Origin of the sequence: Nocardioides koreensis, assembly GCF_039531775.1 — a bacterium.
In the GTDB taxonomy this organism is placed as follows: domain Bacteria; phylum Actinomycetota; class Actinomycetes; order Propionibacteriales; family Nocardioidaceae; genus Nocardioides; species Nocardioides koreensis.
Genome location: NZ_BAAAQR010000001.1, coordinates 57008 through 74517, shown reverse-complemented (window position 1 = coordinate 74517; position 17510 = coordinate 57008). Strand labels below are relative to the sequence as shown.

Genomic DNA, 17510 nt, shown 5'->3' with positions numbered 1-17510 from the left:
CTATCCCTCGTTGAGGAGGCCCAGGAGCTTGCGGCTCGCGTTCCGCTTCGGTGCGTTGGCTTCGCGCCGGTAGCGGACGACCATCGTGGTCGTCTTGTGGCCGGTCACCTCCATCACCTCGGCGAAGGAGAGCTTGTCGTCGCGCAGCGCCTCGGTGACGAACCCGGCGCGCAGCGAGTGTGCTCCGTAGGGGTTGCTCTTGCCCGTCTTCGCAGCGATACCGGCTCCGACCGTGAGCCGCTGGACGGCTTCGTTGATGCCATCGCCGGTCAGCCGGAACATCCGGTTGTTGTCGCGACGCTTGACCGTTCCGCTGTTGGTCAGCGCGACGAACACCGGTTCGCTGGCGTGCACCGACCGGCCCAGCGCTTCCTCGAGCGTCCGCTTCCAGTCGCGCAGTGCGGTAGCGGGGCAGGCGACCGAGCCGTCCGTCTCGGACTGGGGCACCCAGGAGGTGCGGCCCTGCCCCTCCTGGTCGGTCTTGGACCAGCGAACCTGGATGCTCCATCCGTCCTCACCATGGTCGGTGAGGTCTCCCCAGTTCAGAGCGGACAGGTTGGAGCGGCGGAGTGCGGTGTAGAAGCCGGTGAGAAGCAGGGCCCGGTCCCGGGTGACCGCCAGCGGAGTTGCGGGGCACCGGGTGGCGAGTGAACGAGCCAGGCGGCCGTCGGTCAATGCGGGGAGCTCGTCCCAGACCTCCGAGATCGAAGCGTGGAGCGCCTGTCGGGTCAACGGCTTGCCGTTGCGGTGGGTAAGCACCTCGCGCATCTGTGGCGCGATGCCTCGAAGGTCGCGCAGCGCGGCGACCAGGCACACCTCAGGGTTGCGGTGGGCGCGGACGACAACGGTCGTCGGTTCACCGTAGCGGTGCGTCTTGGGAAGAGTGATGGTGACCGAGCCCTCGGCGAAGTCAACGTCGCTCCAGCGCAGCTTGGCCAGCTGCCCCGCCGTGGCCCGCGTGCGTGCGCGGAGCAGGTGGCCCACGCGGTCCCGGGCGCTGAGGTAGCTGATGCCCTGCGCGGCGACCAGGCAGCGGTTCAGCAAGGCGAGGTCGAGGGCGGCCTTGCCCTTCGAGGCGGTTCCGAAGCGCCGGCGAAGCCCGGCCATCACCTCCTTGACGCCCGGGTTGTCGCCAGGGCGCGGCAGACCGATGAATTCCGCGGCCTTGTTCAGCGCCTTGAGCCGGGAGTCGACCGTGCCCATCGCGACGCTCGCGAGCAGCTCGCCGTCCTCGTCGCGGGTGTAGTCCGCCGTGGCGGCGTCCCACTGGAGGGCGTAGTCGAGCAGGAAGTCCGCTACGTGCTTGGGGTCGAACGGCAGCGCGGCGACACCCTCCGCCTTGCACCACTTCTGCCAGGCCTTGACGTGGCCGCCGTAGCCGCGCAGCGTCGCGTCGGCGAGCGCGTTGGCTCTGATCTCGTCGAGGAGCCGGGCCCGCTCGAACCGTCGCCGCTGAGCGGGGTCGGTCACCCCGTCCGGGACGGCCGTGGTGGCGGGCACCAGCCGGCCGTCTCGGAGGTAGGACTCCAAGATCGAGTCGATGACGTCGTCGGGGACGGTTGCCCGCGGGTCGTCCTCGACGAGTTCGGCGTCGACGACCTCAGCGAGGTCGAGGTCACCAACCTCGCGGTCGGAGACCAGCTCGACCAGCGCCTGGCTACGGCGCCCGGGGGCGAAGGGATTCTCGTGTCGCATCTCCGTGGAGTCCTTCCATGGGTGTAGCAGAGGCTCGGTCGACCTGGGTCGACGACGCGCACCGTGCCTCCACTGGTGGTGGGCGCAATGCCTCTCTGGCGAACCCTGCTTGACAGTCAGGTGTCCGGCTCTTCGAGCCGGGTTTCACGCTTAGGTAGGTATGTGCGCGTCAAATCTGAGCCGTGCGTCGTTCTCTTTCCGGCGGTCGGATTTGACAGTTGCAACCGTCCGGAAGGCCACGGTCATGCGCAGGGGTTTGCCTGCGGAATCGTGCGGAGCTGCATCTGATCGCCGCACCACGACGCCCGCACGCATGCAGGCGCGGAGTCCGAGGAAGTGACCTCCGGGGGCAGTTCGGACCCTTCGGTCCTGCGAGGACACCCACGTTCCGGTGTTCGGGCACTCGCTCCACGGTCGCGATTCCATTCGCGACACTCCAGGGGCAGCTCCGTCCAGCCGGACACTCGCGGCTCCCCAACGGCTCCATGCCCGCCTGTGCGTCGGCCGGGAGGCGCCAACCGTTGGCTGCGGCACCGGCTCGGCATCGTCGTAGCGTGTCCGGTACGGGCCGAGACTGACCAGGAACAACGGCCGGCGAACGGTAGACACGTCGCGGTGTAGGAAGGAGACTCCACGCATGGCATCGGGGGTCCACAGCGCTGCCGCTTCTGCGGCCGGCTACCTGTACCAGGTCCGGTGGGCACTGGTGAACCTGCTGCGCGAGGGCCGCACACGACCGGACCAGGTCATCAGCCTCGAGATGCACGACGACGTCGCCTGGGAGGACGCAACCGGTTCGGCGACGGAGCTTCTCCAGACGAAGCTGCACGCCAAGGCGACCGCGGGCCTCGCCGACAAGGACACCGACATCTGGAAGACCTTGCTCATCTGGCTCAAGCGCGATGACGCAGTCGACCCGAACGGCCCTGGCCTCGCCCTGGTGACGACCTCGACCGCTCAGCCCGGTACGGCTGCCTACGCCCTGCGTCCGGACCCGGCCACCCGCGATGTCCCGGCGGCCGTCGACCTCCTCACGAAAGCGGCGGGGAACTCGAGCTCGACGGCGACCGAGAAGGGCCGTGACCTCTTTTGCGAGCTGACCAAGGCCGAAAAGACGACGTTCTTGAACCGCGTGCGGGTGCTCGACCAGTCTCTCGCCCTCGAGAACCTCGACGAAGCGGTCCGCCAGGAGCTCCAGTGGGCGCTCCCGCCAGCCGAGAAGGCCCAGGACCGATTCGTCGCGGAGCTGTGGCGCTGGTGGGACGGCATGACCGTCGGGATGCTTAGAGGGCAGCGCACGGGAGTCGCTGTCAGCAACCTGCGGACTTTCGTCCAGGAGCTTCGTGACCAGTACGGCCCGGACAGCCTGCGTACGACCGTGCTGAAGGCTGGCGTGAGCGACGAGGACATCGAACGGCACTCGACCGGCCGGTTCGTCGACCAGATGGCCGCGGTCCGGTACGCGCCGCGGAACCTGCGGCTGGCCGTCATCGACTACTACCGTGCCGTGACGCAGGAGACGGAGTGGCTCAGCGACGACCTGGTCGGCCTTCATGAGCTTCAGGCGTTCGAGGACAACCTGCGCGACGAGTGGGAGCGCGCCTTCAACGACATGGTCGACGACCTCAGCGACGAATCGGGCGTCTACGACCCGGAGGCTGTCGACGCGGTGGTCAAGCAGAAGGCCGGCAAGGACCTCCTGCGTGCCCTGCTGGACTCGACCGAGGTCACGCTTCGCCAGCACTACACGGACGGGTTCTTCGCGCGCGGCAAGCGGCACGAGCTCGCGCACCGCCAGCCTGACGTGGGCATCGGGTGGCACCCAGACTTCGCTGACGGGCTCGAGAAGCTGGTTGCCGACGTCGTCGGCGAGGACGTTGAGGAGCCCGTCGCGGGCTGACACATCCTCACGCGGGTGGTCATGGCCGGGTGTCGGTCTCACTGGGTGTGTCCCTATTGCGCGGATTGAGCGCAACGTCACCGTGCAGGGCATGTCGTACCCAAGTGACCTGACCGATGACCAGTGGAAGTTGCTGGAGCCGGTGTTCAACGCACCCGGCAAGCGCGGCCGCAAACATTCCGATGACCTGCGGGCCGTGGTGGATGCGATGCTGTACATCGCGCAGACCGGATGCCAGTGGCGCTACCTGCCGGCGTCGTTCGGACCGTGGACGCGGGTCTGGTCGCAGTTCCGCCGGTGGTCGCGCAACGGCACCTGGGCGTCTGCGCTGACGGTCTTGCACGCGGCCGCGCGGGGGTCGGAAGGCCGCGCTGAACGGACCCCGTCGATGGTCGTCATCGACACCCATCTTGCCCGCGGTGCCTCGAACGGCGGCTTGACGTTCCACGACCGCGGCGGCCCGTTCGGTCGTACCAAGGGCGCCAAGCGCGTCGTGGCCGTGGACGTGACCGGCCTGCCGGTAGCCGCGCTGGTTGTGCCCGCCTCAACTCACGAGAACCGGGCCAGCGAGCTGATGTTGGAGCACTTGGACCAACAGGGCCTCAGCGACCGGCTCGAGCTGGTTCTGGTCGACCGAGGTGTCACGGCTGCTGCGGCCCGCACCCTCGGTCGCGACCACGACATCGAGGTCCGCCGGGTCGGCTGGGACGACAAGCAGCCGGCCTTCCGGCCCATCCGGCACGCCTGGCGCGTCGAGGTCGCCCACGGCCGCCTCGGCCGCTCCCGCCGTCTGGCGAAGTCGTTCGAGAACACCACGTCCTCGGCGACCGGCTGGCTCCAGGTCGCTTGCATCGCTACCACGCTGCGCCACATGTCACGGGAGCAGGCTCGCCTGCACAGAGTCGCGGGTGCGGCGTGAGCGTCAGCTACCCATCCAGCCGCGCGGAGGGCGGCATCGAATGTCAGCGCGTGGGATCTAGGATCGCTCCTCGTGGTCGATGAACTGAGCCGGTTGAGCCCCGAGCAACGCGGTCTACTCGCAGGCTGGCTCCCTGAGGCCACGGTTCTCGCTGATCTGAGCTGGGGCTTGGTCGAGACGAGGGTGCTCGATGTCGTCGGCGAGCAGGGCCGCCTCATCGTGAAAGCTGGCGGGGTTGCGGATGGCCACATCGCCCGGGAGCTCCGCGCGCACCGCGAGTGGCTGCGTCCCTGGGTTCTCACAGGGCACGCTCCCTCATTGTTGTTCGGCGACGAAGAGGCAAAGATCCTGGTCACTCGCTACCTCCCGGGCGAGTTGGTGGAGGGGACCAGTGCGCAGGACCACCCAGAGACCTATCGGCAAGCGGGCTCGCTGCTTGCAGCCTTCCACGGCCAACTCTCGGTCGTCGACGACGAGTGGAACGACAGATTCCGGGCGCGCGTGGAGCGACACCTTGCGCAGCCACACCGCATCGACCCCAAGATCGTGAGGTGCGTGCACGCCGAGGTGTCGACCTGGCCGGGTGGTGGTGCCCGCGTCGTGCCAACGCACGGTGACTGGCAGCCGCGCAACTGGCTGATCGATGACGGTGTCGTCAGGGTCATCGACTTCGGTCGTGCCGACTTGCGCCCGACGACGGAGGACTTCGTCCGCCTTGCGCGCCAGGACTTCGCTCGCAACGACGAACTCGAGGCGGCCTTCATCGAGGGATACGGCAGCGACCCACGTGAACCGGAGGAGTGGCGGCGAGCGTTGGTGGGTGAAGCGGTGGGCACAGCGGTCTGGGCCTACGGAGTCGGCGATGAAGGGTTCGAGCGATTCGGTCACCAACTACTGGCAGCGCTGTACGCCTGATGTACCCGGCTTGACTCCGGGTGGACGTGCCCGGTTCTGCATCACGATGTGACACCGATGCCTCGCTGACGCTCCCCGCCATAGCCGAACTGTGCTCACCAATAGGGACACACACAGTCATACCGAGTGCCTGCGGTGCCGGCGCCCCACATGGCAGCATGTGGCCGCATGACGGCATGGCGGTCTCGCTCCCCCGCGCAGGCGGCGATGCTGAACCCTGCCCTGCTGGCAACCGTGATCGCGGCCGCCGCCATCGAGTACGAGCGCGCTGACGGCGAGCCGATGCCGTGGCCGCTGACGTTCCTCGTCGCGCCGCTGGTCGTGCACCGCGGCACCCGGAACGCGCTGCCACGCGACACCAGGACACACCTGGGGAACTGGGTCGGACAGAACCCGTTGATCCACGCCGGCATCGCCCCGCGCGCACAGTCGCTGGCCGAGCCCGTACGGGAAGGCCTGCGGTTCGGGCTCGCGCACTCTATGCTCACCGTCGACGAGCAGGGCCGGCTCACCGGCGCCCTCGCTGATGGCCCGAAGGTCAGCCCCAAGAGGAACACGGAGGTCGACCAGATGGTTGCGAAGGCCGGCCTGGTCGGGAAGTGGCTGGCGAAGATCGACCAGCCGGCGACCGCGTTCGCGGTCCTGGGCGTGGCACCCTAGCGCCGTGCAACTGCTCGCAATCGTCCTCTACCACGCCGATGGACGCACCCGCCGCCTCGACTTCGAGCCAGGTGCGCTCAACATCGTCACCGGCGAGTCCCAGACCGGGAAGAGCGCGCTGCTGACCATCGTCGAGTACTGCCTAGGCAGGTCGACGATGCTGGTGCCGGTCGGCCCCATCGCTGACACCGTCGTCTGGTACGCGGCGCTGTGGCAGCTCGACGACGGTCGCGCGTTCGTCGCACGGCCCGCGCCGGCGGCCGGGCGGGCGAGCACGTCAGTCGCGATGCTCGAGTTCGGCACGAACCTCGACGCGCCGCCGCTGGAGGCGTTGAACGCAAACATCGAGAGCCGTGCGCTGCGGGAGCAGCTCGGCCGACGCATCGGGATCGAGGAGAACGTCACAGAGCCGGAGGCCGGGTCGCTAAGGCAGCCGCTGGAGGCCAACATCGGCCACGCGGCACTGCTGTGCCTGCAGAGCCAGAACGAGGTCGCGTCCGCCAACTCGCTGTTCCACCGACAGGGGGAGCCGGGCATCGACCAGGCGCTGCGCGACACCATCCCGTACTTCCTCGGCGCCGTCGCCCGCGACGAGGCGCTGAAGCGCGCCCAGCTGCGCGACGCGATGCGGACCGTGACCCGGCTGACGGCCGAGCTTGCGAGGGCCGAGACCACGGCGGCGACCATCGACGTCGAGCTCAACGCGCTACTGACCGAAGCGCGCGCGGTCGGGCTCGTCGGAGAGGTCGAGTTCTCCGGCCGGACCGAGCTCGTCCGGGTACTCCAGGGCGCCCGGGTCGCGCAGCCGCAGGTCCCGCCGCTGGCTGACACCGAGGCACAGGATCGCCGCCTCGCGCTCCAGGCGGAGCGTGACCGGCTCCGCGGCGAGCTTCGCGGCGTGCTCGCCGAACGAGGGCTGCTGCTCCATGAGACGCAGGCAGAGACGGGTGCTGAGCGCGCACTGCGGCAGCAGCGGGACCGACTGGCCGTCCTCGCCCGTCTCCCAGGACCCGCGTCCGCGACCGAACCCGACGGGGAGGCGCCGCTGGATGCTGACACGTGCCCCGCATGCGGCCATGAGCTCGACGATCCGGACCCCACCGCGGCAGCGCTCCAGGCCAGCCTGACCGAGCTCCGCACCCAGGTCGGCGCGCTCACCGGCGCGCGACCCGCGCACCGACAGGCGTTGGCTGACCTCGACACGCGGGCCGAGGGGCTGCGTGCCGAGCTCCGGGTCGCCGAGGACGCACTGGCCGACCTCGAGCGGGCGAACCGGGTCGGTGACCAGACGAACTCCGATGCACGCGACTTCACCCGCGGCCGGATCGACGCGACCCTCGCCCGAGCCAACCTCGCCGACGACACCCAGCTCGCCGTGCTGCGCGAACAGCTCGCGCGTGCCCAGGCGGCGGTCGCGGCGCTGAAGGAGGAACTCGACGAGGACAACGACCGGGAGCAGCTGACCTCTCGGCTGGTGGCGGTCGGGCGTGACATGAGCCGCTTCGCTGAGCGACTTAACCTCGAGCACTCCGGCGACAGCGTCCGGCTCGACCTGGCACGCCTGACGGTGGTCACGGACACGCCAACGGGGCCAGCGCCCTTGTTCCGCATCGGAAGCGCCGCGAACTGGATCGGCTACCACCTGGCCACGCACCTGGCGCTGCACCGGTTCCTGACCCTGCAGGGGCGGCCGGTTCCGCGGTTCCTGATGCTGGACCAGCCGACTCAGGCGCACTACCCGGCGGAGGCGGACAACGCATCCGGATTACCTGACGATGATGCTGACCGAGTCGCGGTCCGGGCGATGTTCGAGCTCATGCGTGACGTCGTCGCCGAGCTCGCGCCCGCGTTCCAGGTCATCGTCTGTGACCACGCCGACCTCCCCGAGGCGTGGTTCCAGGCGGCTGTTCGACACCGGTGGCGCGGCGGGGTCAAGCTCATCCCGGCTGACTGGCTTTACGAGCACTGAACTTTCACCCATCCGTTCGCGTGACGCGTGCCGGCGGACACCGGCAGCAGCGGGGTTCAAGCACCCCGAGGCCTTCATCCCGACATCCAGCGCCAGCAAAGGTCTTCTACTACGTCGAGCCAGCAGCTCAAGGTCGCGGCGCTGCTCGACTCCGACCAGGCCGGCGACAGGATGAGCTAGTCGCGATCCTCGGAAGGAAGACGCTGCTCCGGGCCAAGGACTTCAGCTCTGGCGCGGGAATAGGGCTGGAGATCGAGGACATGCGCCGCGAGACCTTCGCCAGCATCGCGAAGGACCAGCTCGGCTGGGAGATAGGCGCGGGCCGCCATGCGGAGGAGGGAGGCGACCGAGCGGTCCTCGCTCGCGGCGCACAGCTTCAGCGCGTCGCGGAGGTCTCGGGGCAGGCGGACGACGACGGCGACGTCGTTGGCGGTGGTTTCGGTGTTCACGCTGGTCTCTCTCAGTGAGTCTCTTGTGATGCACCGCTAGCGCGGCGAGATCTGAAGGTCCGCGGTGCGATCGCTTCGTCAAGCACCCCTCGCGGGCGCACCCGGGCATGCCTGGGACCGACGGGGCGGCTGCGCTCGGCACCACGACGTGAGGCCGGCTCCGTGCAGGTTGGTGACTGGCGGCCGGTGCATCCACTTGCTGTGCCGACCGGCGCGGCGACGGTGCGCGGCATGAACTCAACCCACCCCAAGAAGTGCCGGTGTGGGCACGACCTCGACCCGCACCAGATGATCCTCGTGATCCAGACCCCGCTGCCTGCGGGCGTGATGGTCTGCCCGGTCCAGGACTGCGCATGCTCGTCCACCTGGGGGATGAACCCGGACGGACGCCCATCCACGCCGGCACAAGCAGCCGACACTCGGAGACTCGTTCTCGAAGCCCTCCGGATCAACGACAACTGAACCGACCCCCGCGCGCTCCGTGCGGGGGTCTCCGTTGTGCCGTGCTGGGCAGGGTTCAGGTACGCGAAGGTCCCGGACCGGTTAGCCGAATCGCGGTGATCTCCGACGTCTTCGGAGAGATCTGAACCACAGCCTTGTGGTCTTGCTGGGGGCGCGCACGGGTGTGTGCGGGCCAGACAAAAGAGCCCCCGCTGACGGTGGGGGCATCCGGCCCCCACCGCTGCGGCCGAACCCCGCTGGAGATCCTCGTGATGCTCAACCAGCCGCAGCCCGCGCTTGCGCAGGCTGCCAATCCCGCCCCGCCGCGCGACCCGGAGGCATCTCGCCTCCTGCGCCTGTGGGTCGAACTCACTCAGGGCGCCGCGTCGGCGGCCGCCCACCGAAGCGGCGACGAGCAGTCGCTGCTCTACCTGCAGCTCCAGGTCGAGGAGACGATCACCGATCGCCTGCCGGACCACGAGGCCTTGATGGCGGAGCTGTGGGTCTGGGAGTCGACGCTCATCCACGTGGCGGAGACGCCACCTGAGACGTGCTTGATCTGTCGCAAGGCCCGGCTGGGCCTGCCCGCTGACCTGCCAGTCCCGGCGGCCCTAGGGGGTGCGTCGTGACCGTGGCCCAGATCCCCACCGGGCCGGGCCCGGTGACCGTGACCGGGGAGACCCTGGTCATCCACGACCTCACCGTCACCCACGGCGAGGCAGCGTCCTTCGTACGCAGCCAGCTGGCCGACCACGGCCCCGAGGCCACGGCCGACCTTGTCAGGCGCGCGGTGCCTGTCGGTCTTGTCGCGTTGTCCATGGGCACCGCCGGGATCGACACCGGCTCGCTCACCCGGACCTTGGACGCGTTCGGCGCCCAAGTGGACGCCAAGTCCGAAGCTGCCCTCGCCAGCCTCGACAAGACGCTGAGCCGGCTGCACGCCGGTGAGGAGGCTGTCGCTCGTACGGCCAGCTCCGTCCTGGAGAACTTGCCGGCGCAGGTAGAGGCCGCGCTCGCAGGACAGGCCGGGAGTGTCCGGGCCAGCGTCCTCGAGGCCGCCCGTGCGGTCCAGGCCGCCGGCCTGCAGGAGCTGACGGCCGCCTTGGCACGACACTCCGAGTCAGTCCGCGACGCGCTCTCCCTCGACCGCGAAGGGCCGGTGAGGATGCTCCGCCAAGACCTCCTGAATGAGCTCAATGGCACCCGCCGAGAGCTCGGCGAACAGCTCGCCTCGGTACGGAGCCTGGTCGAGGCCGCTCAGGTTGCCAAGGCGGCCGGTGCCAAGAGCAGCAGAGCCATCGGCGCGGACTTCGAGGACGAAGCCATGGCGTTGTGCCAGGACATCGTGACCGCTGCCGGAGACGTGTTCGAGCGCACCGGGGGACAGCCCGGTGTCGGTGGCACCAGCCGTAGGACCGGCGACGGCGTCAGCACCTTGTCGTCCGCGATCACTGGCCACGGGCCACAGGTGCGCCTCGTCCTGGAAGCCAAGAAGCGCGGCAGCCGGCCACTCACAGTCGCGCAGCACCGGGCCGAGATCGCGGCCGGTCGCCGAGTCCGCGACGCAGCCGGGGGGCTGGTGCTCGTCCCGACCCGGGACGAGGTCCCCGGGGGCGCCACCTTCGCCCGAGTGGATCAGTTCGGCTATGTGTGTGCCGCCGAGGACCCGAGCATGGTCACGAGCCTGTATCTCCTCCTGCGAGAGCAGGTGGCCATCCTGACGATCCGAACCGACGACGACGCCGAGATCGATCTCGCCCAGATCGAGGCACGATTCGCCTCCGCCTTGGAGGAGCTCCAGCAGCTCGATGAGGTGGGAAGGCTGGCGGTCCAGGCCAAGAGGTCCTTGGAGCGGCTGATCGACCTGGGTCGTCAGACACAGGAGAAGGTGAGGGTCACCCTGACCGAGGGCGTCACCCTGCTGCACCCCTGATTCACCCGTGATTGGTGGGGAGGAGCGCGTCGCGCTCCTCCCCACCCCAGTGTTTGCCCGGTCGGGTTGCGGCGTCGCTGGCGGACGACTGTCAGCCGCTGGCGGGGCTCTGTCGCTCGGGGTGCCACCCGTCGTAGTACGTGAGCCAGTCGGGCCACTCTGCTTCGTCGGACGGGACGTTCAGGGCGCCGTACTCGAGCATGCCGAAGCTGACCTGCTGGTACAGCAGCCGGGCGTACCGTCGCGCCTCGTCGGCCCGATGCGCGAGCGCCCTGACCGCCTCCAGGCCGTGGGCAAGGGTCTCGGCGCGGTCCTCGAGGCGGGCGCCGGCCAGTTCGTGGAGGACGGCTTCCAGGCAGCCCTCGGGGTCGTCCCAGGCGTTGTGCTGGTGGACGCCGACCGGCGGTGGCTCGCCGTCGCCGTCGAGACGCCGCAGCAGGTGGTCGTACCGGCGCTGCAGGCGCGCGATCGCCAGCTCTGTCGCGTGCGCCTGTACGGGCGTCGGCGTCGCCACGTACGCCATGAAGGCGTCCTCGGCTGTGTGGTCGTGGTCGCGGTAGTCCTCGGGCATGGCGCTCACGGTGCCGACCGGACGCAGGGTCGCATTCGCGGACCGGTGTGGGTCTTCGTCCAGCATGGTGCGGTGCTCGGTGTGGAGTTCGCAGTACATCTACGTGTGGGCTGGGTCACGCGTCACCGTCGACCGCGCAGGGAAGGGCGGTAGCTCTGCGCGGGCCGGACGGGTTGGGGCAGGATGACGCCCATGTCTGTCTCGATCCATGACGTTCTCGAGGGACTCCGTGGGACTGCTCTGGACGAGCGGGACAAGGGGGACAAGTTCGAGCGGCTGGTGCTGAATCTGCTGCGCACGGAGCCGGAGTGGGTGAACCGGTTCTCCGACGTGTGGCTGTGGTCGGAGTGGCCCGAGCGGGAGGGGCGTCGGGACACCGGGGTGGACCTGGTCGCCAAGCTGAAGGACGGCGAGGGGTACGCCGCGATCCAGTGCAAGTTCTACGACCCGACGCACCGGGTCTCCAAGGGGGACCTGGACACGTTCCTGTCCGCCTCGGGCGGCCGGGAGTTCGTGTCGCGCTACTTCTTCGACACCGCCGACGATTGGAACCCGACCGCGAAGGACACCGCGGTGCACCAGGCGGTGCCGGTCCAACGAGTGGACCTGGCCTACCTCAACGAGGCCAAGGTCGACTGGTCGCAGTACTCCTGGGCCACCCCGGAGGTGCTGGTCCCGATCGGGCCCAAGCAGCTGCGCCCGCATCAGGAGCGGGCCCTGAAGGATGTCCGCGACGGGCTGTCGACCTACGACCGGGGCAAGCTGATTATGGCCTGCGGGACCGGCAAGACGTACACCAGCCTCAAGATCGCCGAGGACCTGGTGGGTGCCGGCGGCACGGTGCTGTTCCTGGTGCCCTCGATCCAGTTGCTGAGCCAGAGCCTGCGGGAGTGGATGCAGGAGTCCGAGGTCGGCCTGCGGCCGTTCGCGGTGTGTTCCGACGTCCGGGTAGGACGGAAGGTCTCCGACGAAGGGGACCTGTCCACGATCGACCTGACCGAGCCGGCCACCACCGACGCCGGGACCCTGGTGGCGCGGATGTCGACGGGCCGGCGTTCGACGCCGCGGATGACGGTGGTCTTCTCGACCTACCAGTCCATCGACGTGATCGCCCAGGCCCAGGCGCAGGGGCTGCCCGACTTCGACCTGGTGATCTGCGATGAGGCGCACCGCACCACCGGGGTCACCCTGGCTGACAGTGACGAGTCGCATTTCGTGAAGGTCCACGACAACGCCTTCCTGCGGGCTCGCAAGCGGCTGTACATGACAGCCACCCCGCGGGTCTTCGGCGACGAGGTCAAGCGCAAGGCCGCGGACGCGGACGCGGTGCTGGCCGACATGAATGACGAGACCGTGTATGGCCCCGAGCTGCACCGGCTCGGCTTCGGCGACGCGGTCGACGCCGACCTGCTCACCGACTACAAGGTCCTGGTGCTGGCGGTCGACGAGAAGTACGTCGCGGAGAACTTCCAGAACGAGATGGCCGCCGCCGGGGAGATCGCCCTAGGGGATGCGGCCAAGCTGATCGGCTGCTGGAACGGCCTGGCCAAGAACTTCGGCCGCCGGGACGCCGACAGTGACACCCTCGACCAGGTCGACATCGCACCGATGCGGCGTGCGGTGGCCTTCGCCAAGGACATCCGGGCCTCCAAGCAGGCCGCCGCGTCGTTCCCGGTCCTGGTAGACCGGGCCATTGACGGCGACGTCGCGACCAGACACACCGAACCACGGGTCCAGGCAGCCCACGTGGACGGCACGATGGGCGTCCAGGAGCGCAACCGGCACCTGGCCTGGCTCTCCGACGACGCCCCCGACGGTGTCTGCCGAGTGCTGACCAACGCCCGTTGCCTGTCCGAGGGCGTGGACGTGCCCGCCCTCGACGCGGTGCTGTTCCTCACGCCGCGCGGCTCCCAGGTGGACGTGGTGCAGTCGGTTGGCCGGGTGATGCGCAAGGCGCCGGGCAAGAAGCTGGGCTACATCATCCTGCCGGTCGTCGTCCCGTCCGGGGTGTCGCCGGAGGAGGCCCTGCGCGACAACGACCGCTACAAGGTGGTTTGGCAGGTGCTGCAGGCCCTTCGGTCCCACGACGACCGGTTCCACGCGATGATCAACCAAATCGAGCTCAACAAGGGCGCCACCGACCGGCTGGTCATCGACAACGTCACCCCACGCCCCGAGGTCATCGGCGGCGACCATCCCCTGGATGACCCGAACCGACCGCGTAGCGAGCAGCTCACGTTGTCCTTCGACATCGACGCCTACCGCGACGCAATGTACGCCCGCATCGTGCAGAAGGTCGGGGAGCGGAAGTACTGGGAGAAGTGGGCCAACGACGTCGCCGAGATCGCTCGCGCCCACATCGTCCGCATCCACGGCCTGCTGGCCGACCCCGGCTCGGCGCCGGCACAGGAGTTCGCCGCGTTCCTCGACGGCCTGCGCGGCAACCTCAACGAGCAGATCACCGCCGACGAGGCGGTCGAGATGCTGGCTCAGCATCTGATCACCCGGCCGATCTTCGAGGCGCTCTTCGCCGGCTACGACTTCGCAGCCCACAACCCGGTCGCCCAGACCATGGAGCTGATGCTCGCCAGCCTGGACGACCACAACCTCGAGGCCGAGCAGCAGTCGCTGGACCGCTTCTACGACTCGGTACGCCGCCGGGTCGAGGGCGTCGCGAACGCCGAGGGCAAGCAGCGGGTCATCATCGAGCTCTACGACAAGTTCTTCGCCACAGCGTTCAAGAAGACCGTTGACCGGCTCGGCATCGTCTACACCCCGATCGAGATCGTCGACTTCATCCTCAACTCCGCCGACCAGGTCCTACGCGAGGAGTTCGATCAGGGGCTCACCGACGAGGGGGTGCACGTCCTCGATGGGTTCACCGGCACCGGCACCTTCATCGTCCGACTGCTGCAGTCCGGGTTGATCAAGCCGCACGACCTGGCCCGCAAGTACGCCTCCGAGCTGCACGCCAACGAGATGCTGCTCCTGGCGTACTACATCGCCGCGGTGAACATCGAGACCACCTACGCCGCGCAAGCCAACGGCGACGGCTCCGCACCGGGCGTCTACGAGCCTTTTCCCGGCCTGGTGCTGACCGACACCTTCCAGGCGTACGAGGACGACGACCGTGACGACCTGGACATCTTCCCGGCCAACAACGAGCGGATCGAACGGCAACGGAGGCTGCCCATCACAGTCATCGTCGGCAACCCGCCCTACTCAGTGGGCCAGGACTCCGGCAACGACGACAACAAGAACGCGACGTACCCCACGATCGATGCCGCCATCCGCGACACTTACGCCGCGCGCTCGACTGCTCGGTCAACGCGCACGATGTACGACTCCTACATCCGCGCCATCAAATGGGCATCTCTACGAATCCACGATCGGGGTCTCATCGCCTTCGTCACCAATGGCGGCTTCCTCGACGCCAACACGGCCGACGGCATGCGCAAGAGCCTTCCCGACGAGTTCTCGACGATCCACGTGCTGAACCTCCGTGGCAACCAACGCACGGCAGGTGAACTCTCTCGCAAGGAGGGAGGCAAGATCTTTGGAGCAGGCTCGCGCGCGACCGTCGCGATCACATTGTTGGTCAAGAACCGTAACCACAATGGTCCGGCCACGGTGCGCTACACCGACATCGGGGACTACCTCACGCGCGAGGACAAGCTCCGCAAGGTCGCCGAAGCCCGCAGCTTCTCGGGATTCGCGTCCACGGTCCTGGTCCCGAACGAGCACGGCGACTGGCTCAACCAGCGTCGCGGCGACTTCGACACATTCCTGGCTATTGGCGAGAAGTCTGACGCGGGTGGGATCTTTCAGCTCTACTCACTTGGACTAGCCACGGGTCGCGACAGTTGGGTCTACAACTTCTCGCAGCAGGGCTTACAGGAAAACGTGGCGCGCATGATCGCCAACTACAATCGCGAGGTCGAGGAGGCGCTGACCGACCCGAATCGCCCGGTTGACCGCGACCGCACGCGCATCAGTTGGAATCGGAACCTCGACTCCGATTACGCGAAGCGCCGGAAGCATGAAGTTGAGGCGTCAGGATGGCGGGTCAGCATGTACCGACCTTTCTGCGCTCAACGCAGCTACTTCGCCAAGAGTATGAACGCGATGCAATACCAACTCGCGCGACTCTTCCCAACCGCGGAACACGAAAACATCGGGTTCTACGCGCTCAACCCGGGCGCCGACAAGCCCTTCTCGGTCTTCATGACGCGAAGGGCACCCGACTTGGCTCTCTACGGTTCCAACGCGGGACAGTTCTTCGCGCGCTGGACTTGGGAGCGCGTTGACGTGGAAGGATTCGACTTCGGTGAAGACGGGGAGGCCGTGGACGGGTTCCGCCGGGTCGACAACATCTCCGACGAGGCGCTACGGCGGTTCATTGCGGCGTACGGGGACGACTGGTCGAAGGACGACGTCTTCTTCCTCTGCTACGGGCTTCTGCACTCGCCGGACTACCGGGAGACCTACGCGGCCGACCTGAAGAAGACGCTGCCGCGCATCCCGCTGCTCGCCGACACAGCCGACGCCCGGGCGTTTGCGGCCGCCGGCCGGGCGCTGAGCGACCTGCACGTCGGCTACGAGTCCGTGGACCCGTTTCCGCTGGAGGGCCTGCACCCCACCGGTGCGCCGCAGGGGGAGGCGGCGTACGCGTTCTACGCCGTGGACGACAAGAAGATGCGCTTCGGGAAGCCGACGTCCGAGCAGAAGGCGGCGGGGGAGAGGGTCGACCGGAGTGTCATCCACTACAACGACCGGATCGCGGTGAGCGGGATCCCGGCAGAGGCGTACCGCTACCAGCTCGGGTCGCGCTCGGCTGTGGAGTGGGTCATCGATCGGTACCACGTGAAGACCGACAAGGCATCCGGGATCGTCAACGACCCGAACGACTGGTCACGCGAGGTCGGCGACCCGCGCTACATCCTCGACCTGCTCGCCCGGGTAGTCACGGTCAGCGTGGAGACGATGCGGATCGTGGACCGTCTGCCGGCGTTGGAGATCCGGGAACAGCAGTGACCGCTACGTCCTCCCTCGAGCCTGACTGGGAGCAGGTCTGGGTGGACGTGGCGCGACGGCTCGGCGAGCACCGGGCGGCCGGTCGAGGCCTGCTCCTCACCGAGGACTCGGTGCGGTGGTGCACGGTGCTGGCTCTGGAATCCGTCGGGGTGTCGCCCGACCGGCTCGCCATCGAGGTACTGACCCCCGCCCTCGCCGGGGGCAAGCTGGACCTCACCGTCGACGGCTCCGACGGCACAGTGATCGAACTGAAGTACCCGCGCGCCTCCCGGACCGGCATCTCGCCGGACACCATGACGTTGGGCGAACTGATCCGCGACTTCCTCCGGGTCGCGGTCGTCGATGCCGCGGACCGGTGGGTCGTCCAGGTGCTCCAGCCGGAGCTGCGGCGCTACCTCAGCCGTCGCGAGGAACTGTCGTGGCCGACGGCGGTTGGGCAGCAGCTCGTCCTCACCCGAGAGCGGCTCGGCACGCTGCGGAAGACCGCGCTTGACGCGATCGGCGTCCTGCCGTGGCACCTGCCGGTGACCGCCACGTGCCTGGTGGCCCACCCGGTGGACGTGGACCTTTCCCTCTTCGCGTTCCGGGTCGATGCCCCTGACGTGGGTAGCGTCCCTGCGCCGCTGGCCGCCGCGGCCCCGGTGCAGCGGCGGGCGGCCGCCGGGACGGGGACCGGCGCGCCCGTGCGGGGCGGGGCGCGGGCGGAGGTCCTGGCCGCTGTCCACGACCTCGTGGCCCGCTCCGGACGATCCGAGGTCACCCTCGCCGAGGTGGTTGACGAGATGCGTCGCCGAGGATCGGCGTACGCAGAGTCGACCGTTCGCACGATGATGTCGAGTCACATGTGCGCACAGGTCCATGGCCCGAACATCGGTTCCTACGACGATCTTGATCGGGTTGGGCACGGCCGATACCGCTTGCGCCAGACTTCCTGAACCCGTCGACGCAGTCTCGTGCGCGCGGGTGTGGCTTCAGGCAGGATGGCGGCCATGTCTGTCTCGGCACCCGACACGCAGTCCATGAC

General features: G+C 68.5%; 13 protein-coding genes. 10 read left to right on the top strand and 3 right to left on the bottom strand.

Features of this window, described 5'->3' with window-relative positions:
- Positions 1 to 1695: a tyrosine-type recombinase/integrase gene (locus ABD268_RS00300; RefSeq protein ID WP_344145825.1), complete on the bottom strand. Its 1695-nt coding sequence runs from the start codon at positions 1693 to 1695 to the stop codon at positions 1 to 3.
- Positions 1696 to 2332: 637 nt separating this feature from the next.
- Here ABD268_RS00300 and ABD268_RS00295 point away from each other — a divergent pair.
- The 5 genes from ABD268_RS00295 to ABD268_RS00275 all read left to right on the top strand — a co-directional run bounded on the left by ABD268_RS00295 (position 2333) and on the right by ABD268_RS00275 (position 8058).
- Complete coding sequence (locus ABD268_RS00295; protein ID WP_344145822.1) at positions 2333 to 3595, top strand: ABC-three component system protein; 1263 nt, start codon at positions 2333 to 2335, stop codon at positions 3593 to 3595.
- 91 nt (positions 3596 to 3686) lie between these two features.
- Positions 3687 to 4514 carry an IS5 family transposase gene (locus ABD268_RS00290; RefSeq protein WP_344147917.1) on the top strand — a complete coding sequence of 276 codons (828 nt, stop codon included), beginning with the start codon at positions 3687 to 3689 and terminating at the stop codon, positions 4512 to 4514.
- Between the two features lie 72 nt (positions 4515 to 4586).
- A complete protein-coding gene (locus tag ABD268_RS00285) occupies positions 4587 to 5429 on the top strand; it encodes a phosphotransferase (protein ID WP_344145819.1) in 843 nt (280 codons plus the stop codon).
- 150 nt (positions 5430 to 5579) lie between these two features.
- Positions 5580 to 6089, top strand: coding sequence for a three component ABC system middle component (locus ABD268_RS00280; protein ID WP_344147915.1), 510 nt, complete (start codon positions 5580 to 5582; stop codon positions 6087 to 6089).
- 4 nt (positions 6090 to 6093) lie between these two features.
- Positions 6094 to 8058: a DUF3732 domain-containing protein gene (locus tag ABD268_RS00275; protein ID WP_344145816.1), complete on the top strand. Its 1965-nt coding sequence runs from the start codon at positions 6094 to 6096 to the stop codon at positions 8056 to 8058.
- A gap of 176 nt (positions 8059 to 8234) precedes the next feature.
- Here the strand turns inward: ABD268_RS00275 and ABD268_RS00270 are convergent, their stop codons facing one another.
- Entirely contained in the window at positions 8235 to 8507 is a 273-nt protein-coding gene (locus tag ABD268_RS00270) for a hypothetical protein (protein ID WP_344145813.1), read from the bottom strand.
- Between the two features lie 162 nt (positions 8508 to 8669).
- Between ABD268_RS00270 and ABD268_RS00265 the strand changes: the two genes are divergently transcribed.
- The 3 genes from ABD268_RS00265 (at position 8670) to ABD268_RS00255 (ending at position 10881) form a co-directional block, all read left to right on the top strand.
- Positions 8670 to 8969, top strand: coding sequence for a hypothetical protein (locus ABD268_RS00265; RefSeq protein ID WP_344145810.1), 300 nt, complete (start codon positions 8670 to 8672; stop codon positions 8967 to 8969).
- Between the two features lie 248 nt (positions 8970 to 9217).
- Positions 9218 to 9577, top strand: coding sequence for a hypothetical protein (locus ABD268_RS00260; RefSeq protein WP_344145807.1), 360 nt, complete (start codon positions 9218 to 9220; stop codon positions 9575 to 9577).
- Entirely contained in the window at positions 9574 to 10881 is a 1308-nt protein-coding gene (locus ABD268_RS00255) for a hypothetical protein (protein WP_344145804.1), read from the top strand. Before ABD268_RS00260 ends, ABD268_RS00255 begins: the two co-directional genes overlap by 4 nt.
- Before the next feature lie 91 nt (positions 10882 to 10972).
- On the opposite strand, the gene ABD268_RS00250 is transcribed toward ABD268_RS00255, so the two are convergent.
- A complete protein-coding gene (locus tag ABD268_RS00250) occupies positions 10973 to 11461 on the bottom strand; it encodes a hypothetical protein (protein WP_344145801.1) in 489 nt (162 codons plus the stop codon).
- Positions 11462 to 11644: 183 nt separating this feature from the next.
- Between ABD268_RS00250 and ABD268_RS00245 the strand changes: the two genes are divergently transcribed.
- Both ABD268_RS00245 and ABD268_RS00240 read left to right on the top strand, forming a co-directional pair.
- The gene (locus ABD268_RS00245) at positions 11645 to 16486 is read left to right on the top strand and encodes a DEAD/DEAH box helicase (protein WP_344145798.1); all 4842 of its coding nucleotides are present in this window, start codon (positions 11645 to 11647) and stop codon (positions 16484 to 16486) included.
- 47 nt (positions 16487 to 16533) lie between these two features.
- On the top strand, positions 16534 to 17421 hold the full coding sequence (locus ABD268_RS00240; protein ID WP_344145795.1) for a DUF7669 domain-containing protein: 888 nt from the start codon (positions 16534 to 16536) through the stop codon (positions 17419 to 17421).
- The last annotated feature ends 89 nt before the right edge of the window (positions 17422 to 17510 follow it).

Bases quoted from the DNA above. Each gene is read 5' to 3' on its own strand.
- ABD268_RS00300 (WP_344145825.1), bottom strand. From the start codon at position 1,695: ATGCGACACGAGAATCCCTTCGCCCCCGGGCGCCGTAGCCAGGCGCTG.
- ABD268_RS00295 (WP_344145822.1), top strand. From the start codon at position 2,333: ATGGCATCGGGGGTCCACAGCGCTGCCGCTTCTGCGGCCGGCTACCTG.
- ABD268_RS00290 (WP_344147917.1), top strand. From the start codon at position 3,687: ATGTCGTACCCAAGTGACCTGACCGATGACCAGTGGAAGTTGCTGGAG.
- ABD268_RS00280 (WP_344147915.1), top strand. From the start codon at position 5,580: ATGGCAGCATGTGGCCGCATGACGGCATGGCGGTCTCGCTCCCCCGCG.
- ABD268_RS00245 (WP_344145798.1), top strand. From the start codon at position 11,645: ATGTCTGTCTCGATCCATGACGTTCTCGAGGGACTCCGTGGGACTGCT.